Origin of the sequence: Candidatus Aquicultor secundus, assembly GCF_002791875.1 — a bacterium.
Classification (GTDB): Bacteria; Actinomycetota; Aquicultoria; order Aquicultorales; family Aquicultoraceae; genus Aquicultor_A; species Aquicultor_A secundus.
In genome coordinates, this window is sequence record NZ_PFNG01000135.1 from 1 (window position 1) to 3,898 (window position 3,898).

General features: G+C 45.8%; 5 protein-coding genes. 4 read left to right on the plus strand and 1 reads right to left on the minus strand.

Annotated elements, in window-relative coordinates; genetic code table 11:
- The first annotated feature begins 119 nt into the window (after positions 1 to 119).
- Genes cas1 through cas4a form a run of 4 tightly spaced genes read left to right on the plus strand, consistent with a single transcriptional unit; the run spans position 120 to position 3,088 of the window.
- Positions 120 to 1,127 (plus strand): CRISPR-associated endonuclease Cas1, encoded by a 1,008-nt coding sequence (gene cas1 / locus COY37_RS05615; RefSeq protein WP_286678676.1) that lies wholly within the window; start codon positions 120 to 122, stop codon positions 1,125 to 1,127.
- A gap of 53 nt (positions 1,128 to 1,180) precedes the next feature.
- Complete coding sequence (gene cas2 / locus COY37_RS05620; RefSeq protein WP_286678675.1) at positions 1,181 to 1,444, plus strand: CRISPR-associated endonuclease Cas2; 264 nt, start codon at positions 1,181 to 1,183, stop codon at positions 1,442 to 1,444.
- Positions 1,445 to 1,485: 41 nt separating this feature from the next.
- Positions 1,486 to 2,136, plus strand: a complete 651-nt coding sequence (gene cas4 / locus COY37_RS05625) for a CRISPR-associated protein Cas4 (RefSeq protein WP_286678674.1) — start codon at positions 1,486 to 1,488, stop codon at positions 2,134 to 2,136.
- Between the two features lie 31 nt (positions 2,137 to 2,167).
- Positions 2,168 to 3,088, plus strand: coding sequence for a type I-A CRISPR-associated protein Cas4/Csa1 (gene cas4a / locus COY37_RS05630; protein WP_286678673.1), 921 nt, complete (start codon positions 2,168 to 2,170; stop codon positions 3,086 to 3,088).
- A 119-nt stretch (positions 3,089 to 3,207) separates the two neighbouring features.
- Here cas4a and COY37_RS05635 read toward each other — a convergent pair whose 3' ends face one another.
- A complete protein-coding gene (locus COY37_RS05635; RefSeq protein WP_286678672.1) occupies positions 3,208 to 3,378 on the minus strand; it encodes a type II toxin-antitoxin system HicB family antitoxin in 171 nt (56 codons plus the stop codon).
- Positions 3,379 to 3,898 lie beyond the last annotated feature (520 nt).

Genomic DNA, 3,898 nt, shown 5'->3' on the forward strand with positions numbered 1-3,898 from the left:
ATTAGTATCAATAAACCCGAATCTCTATATACTAACACTTGACTATTCAAGAATTCACCGGTGTATACGATATACATCATACATGGCATTAATTAGCGAGCAAGGCTTAGGTGGCCGGTATGGATATTATCGTTTCTGAATTCGGATATTTCTTAGGCAAGAAAAGCGAGCGTTTGGTAATAAAAGAAAACGGCAAGATTAAGGAAGAAGTGCCGTTTTTTAAGATAAACCAGGTGCTTATTACCTCAAACGGCGTGTCATTATCATCCGATGTAATTAAGGAGTGCGCTGTAGCCGGTATACCGCTAACTTTCCTATCCTCGGATGGCAAACCGTACGCCATAATACAATCACCGCACCTACAGGGCACTGTTATCACGCGGCGTGAGCAAATGGTGGCTTATAATGACCACCGTGGCTTTGAGCTTGCGAAACAATTCGCACGCGGCAAGATTTCTAACCAAGTCAACCTTCTTAAATACGCTTCGAAATATCGAAAAACCGCCGACCCTGAGGCCTACGAGCTATTAAGGACTAACGTATCCAAGATAGAAGATATAAAAAAATCACTGGATGGGTTAATAGTCGAGTGCATTGATGAAGGAAGAGAAAGCATTCTTAATCTAGAGGGCCGGTCGGCAAGTATTTATTGGTCATCAGTCGCTCGAATAATTCCCGCAACGTACAGCTTTACATCCCGTGAAAAGCGCGGCGCGACCGATATCGTTAATTCGCTGTTGAACTACGGTTATGGAATCCTGTATTCGCAGATAGCAATGGCTATCGCTCTTGCCGGACTTGATCCATACGCGGGGTTCTTGCATGTTGACCGCTCAGGCAAACCATCACTTGTGCTCGATTTAATCGAAGAGTTCAGACAGCCTGTCGTGGATAAGACAATTCTGGGTATGCTTGGCAGAAATGCCGACTGGCGAGTTGTTGACGGCAAGCTGGACGACAAAACTAGAAGAGACCTGGCCGAGAGGATAATGGAGCGTCTTGAGGCTAGAGAGACATATGAGCGCAAAAAATTCACATTGCGGACGATTATCCAGCGACAGGCGCGGGCCGTTGCCGCCTATGTACGGCGTGAAAAGCCTTACAAACCATTTCTTGCAGGTTGGTAGCTGGTTATAACAAATATAAGGCTAGCGCAACCGTATAAATAGGGGTTTTCCATGTGCAAACGTTAGTTATTTACGATATCCCGAATGACCGCATCAGAAACAAGATATCGGAGCGCTGTAAAGACTCGGGGCTGCTGCGAATCCAGTATAGCGCCTTTATCGGCGAGCTTAACCACAATCGCAGGGAAGAGCTTTTATTAAAACTAAAGCACACGCTTAGCGAAAATACCGGCAATATTCGCATCTATCCGCTTTGCGATAAAGATTTGCGTTTAATGAAAGAGATCGCTGTTGTTGAGTCTGAGGATGACGAGTAAGGCTAAATACAGCGAGAAGAATGACGGCCAGCGAGGAAGTAATGATGAACAATAAAAAATCGATATCATCAATAGAGCTTACGGTAACCGACATCAAACAGTATTTCTTCTGTCCGCGCGTGATCTATTTCACCTATTGTATGACCTTAATTAGGCCAACTACGACCAAAATGGAATTCGGCAAGCAATCACACAAGCGCGAGGAGGGACTTCAAAAGCGGCGCTCCCTTGTTAAGTACCAGCTCATAAAAGGCGAAAGGCGTTTTAATTTGCGGTTGAGATCAGAGCGTCTCGGGCTTGTCGGCGCGCTGGATATGGCAATTTTTACACGTCGCGAGGCGATTCCTGTTGAGTTCAAAATGTCCGCTAGAGGGCTTTCGTTAAATCATAAGTACCAACTTGCCGCATACGCTATGCTGCTTGAGGACGAACTATTCGTAAGGGGTAAGCCCAGGGTTATATGCCGGGGACCGTTAAAACCAAGGCGTTACGTACGGCGTGGCTTTATCCATTATATACCGAACAGGCGTGTGTATGAGATCGAGATAACTCCGAACATGCGTGAGCATATCAAGCGTGTACTTGGCGAGATACGACAGATGATAGCAACGGAGTCGATGCCGGAGGCGAATAGGCGCAAGAACCGTTGCCGCGACTGCGAGTTCGCTCGATTTTGCGCCGATATTACATAAACGCAAAGTAATAACGTGAGGTGGAGATTCTATGTACTTTCCGACCGAGGAAGAGAGAAAAGATTTAACGCGAGGGCTTCTACCGAAAGCCCGCAAAATGGTTGTGGCCGATGAGTTACGTGGCTGGAACTGGAACATGCCGCCGCTAGAGCCAATATACGATATAAAGCTCGCGCTTTACGAAGTTGCGGGATACTACTGCGCTACCGCCCGCGACCTTTACATGAAACGTGTTCAGGGTATTGAGGTACAGCCTAATATAGCGATGATGTTTGGGGGCATCCTTCATGCTGCGCTTGCCAAGCTTATTATCGAGGCAAAGCGCGCGATCTATACGACCGACGTCAGTTTGGCTGCTAACGCTCTGGAGGAATTGCGCGATCCGGATTACTCTGCACTGGATCGAGCTGCAACCGATTTAAATCAGGATGAATTAACGGAGCTTAAGAATAGAATCGCCGTTGTCTGGCGCCACCAACTCAATGCGATAATTACGCAGGTTGATACTGTTCTTTCAAAGCAGCCCAGACTCGGAGTCGACTCTCTTGTTGCTCTGGCGATTCCGGTAAGCGTTGAGCATAACCTTGACGGGTCGTTTCTCGGCTTAAGCAGTCATCTTTCTACCGATGCCTATCGTTATTATGAAACCACTATCCTTGATCTCAAATTCGGCGAGCCCAGTGACTTTCACAGGCTCACAACCGCTGGCTACGCGCTAGTTATGGAATCACTTTACGAATATCCTGTGAATTTGGGTTGCATTATTTATGCTCGTTTTGATAATGGAAGGTTGCTTGTTGATAAGGACTATCACCTGATAGACGACGAACTCAGGCAGTGGTTTATAGAGGCTCGCGACGAGAAAATGAGAATGGTAAGCGAGGAGATAGACCCAGGGATGCCGGATGAGTGCTACGAGGGCTGTCCGTATACGGGTGATTGTTCAAGGTAAAGCAAAAGACGTATAGCCGCAATTGCCGAGCAAATGGATAAATTGTACGCGGGCGAATAGGCGGTTTTTGGCTTTAGAGCAGGTAGTCTCGGTGTCATGCAATAGCGACCGCTACACTTTCAATCTCCCCCATGCTTTTTTAGTACATGAATGTACCCCTCAATAGCATCTTTTACATTTTCAAGAGCCTCCTCTTTAGTTTCTCCTTCAGAAATACAACCTGGTAGAGCGGGTACGGTGACAGTATAACCGCCTTCTGGCTGTGGCTCTAAATAAACGAGGTATTTCATTGCCAGTCAACGCCTTCTAAACATGAGCTGTTCTTTGCAAAATCTTCGTGTGCCAAGTCTTCATATCAACATTATAATTTTAACCTTGTTCATAAGTATTTCCAAGTAACTGCGACTGCAATGCGACTGCAATTGCAACACATGTTTAAATATTTCTTGCCTTACAACCCACTGTCTTCTGGAATTATAAAAGAAGTATACCAAAAATGTGCCAAGAAATTATTAACTGTCAAACAGCTGACAGCCTGCTGTGCTATTATTATCCTATCGGTTGCATCTGGGGTGGCCATATCTTGTTTATGTCGTTGTGTGGGGGGCAAAGCGCGGTTTCACGTTATTTGTGGCGCTGTAATTGCATAATAAGTGTACGAAATTAGAAGGAAGTAGCTACTTTGGCGTCGAAACACGTTAAACAATCGAGTTATTGTTATCCAGACGGTTGGGGGCAATGAAAATGAAAATCACCAGATTACTTTACAAGTTGGCAAGAATTAGCCGGGATGCTGAGGTTGTCGCCAGC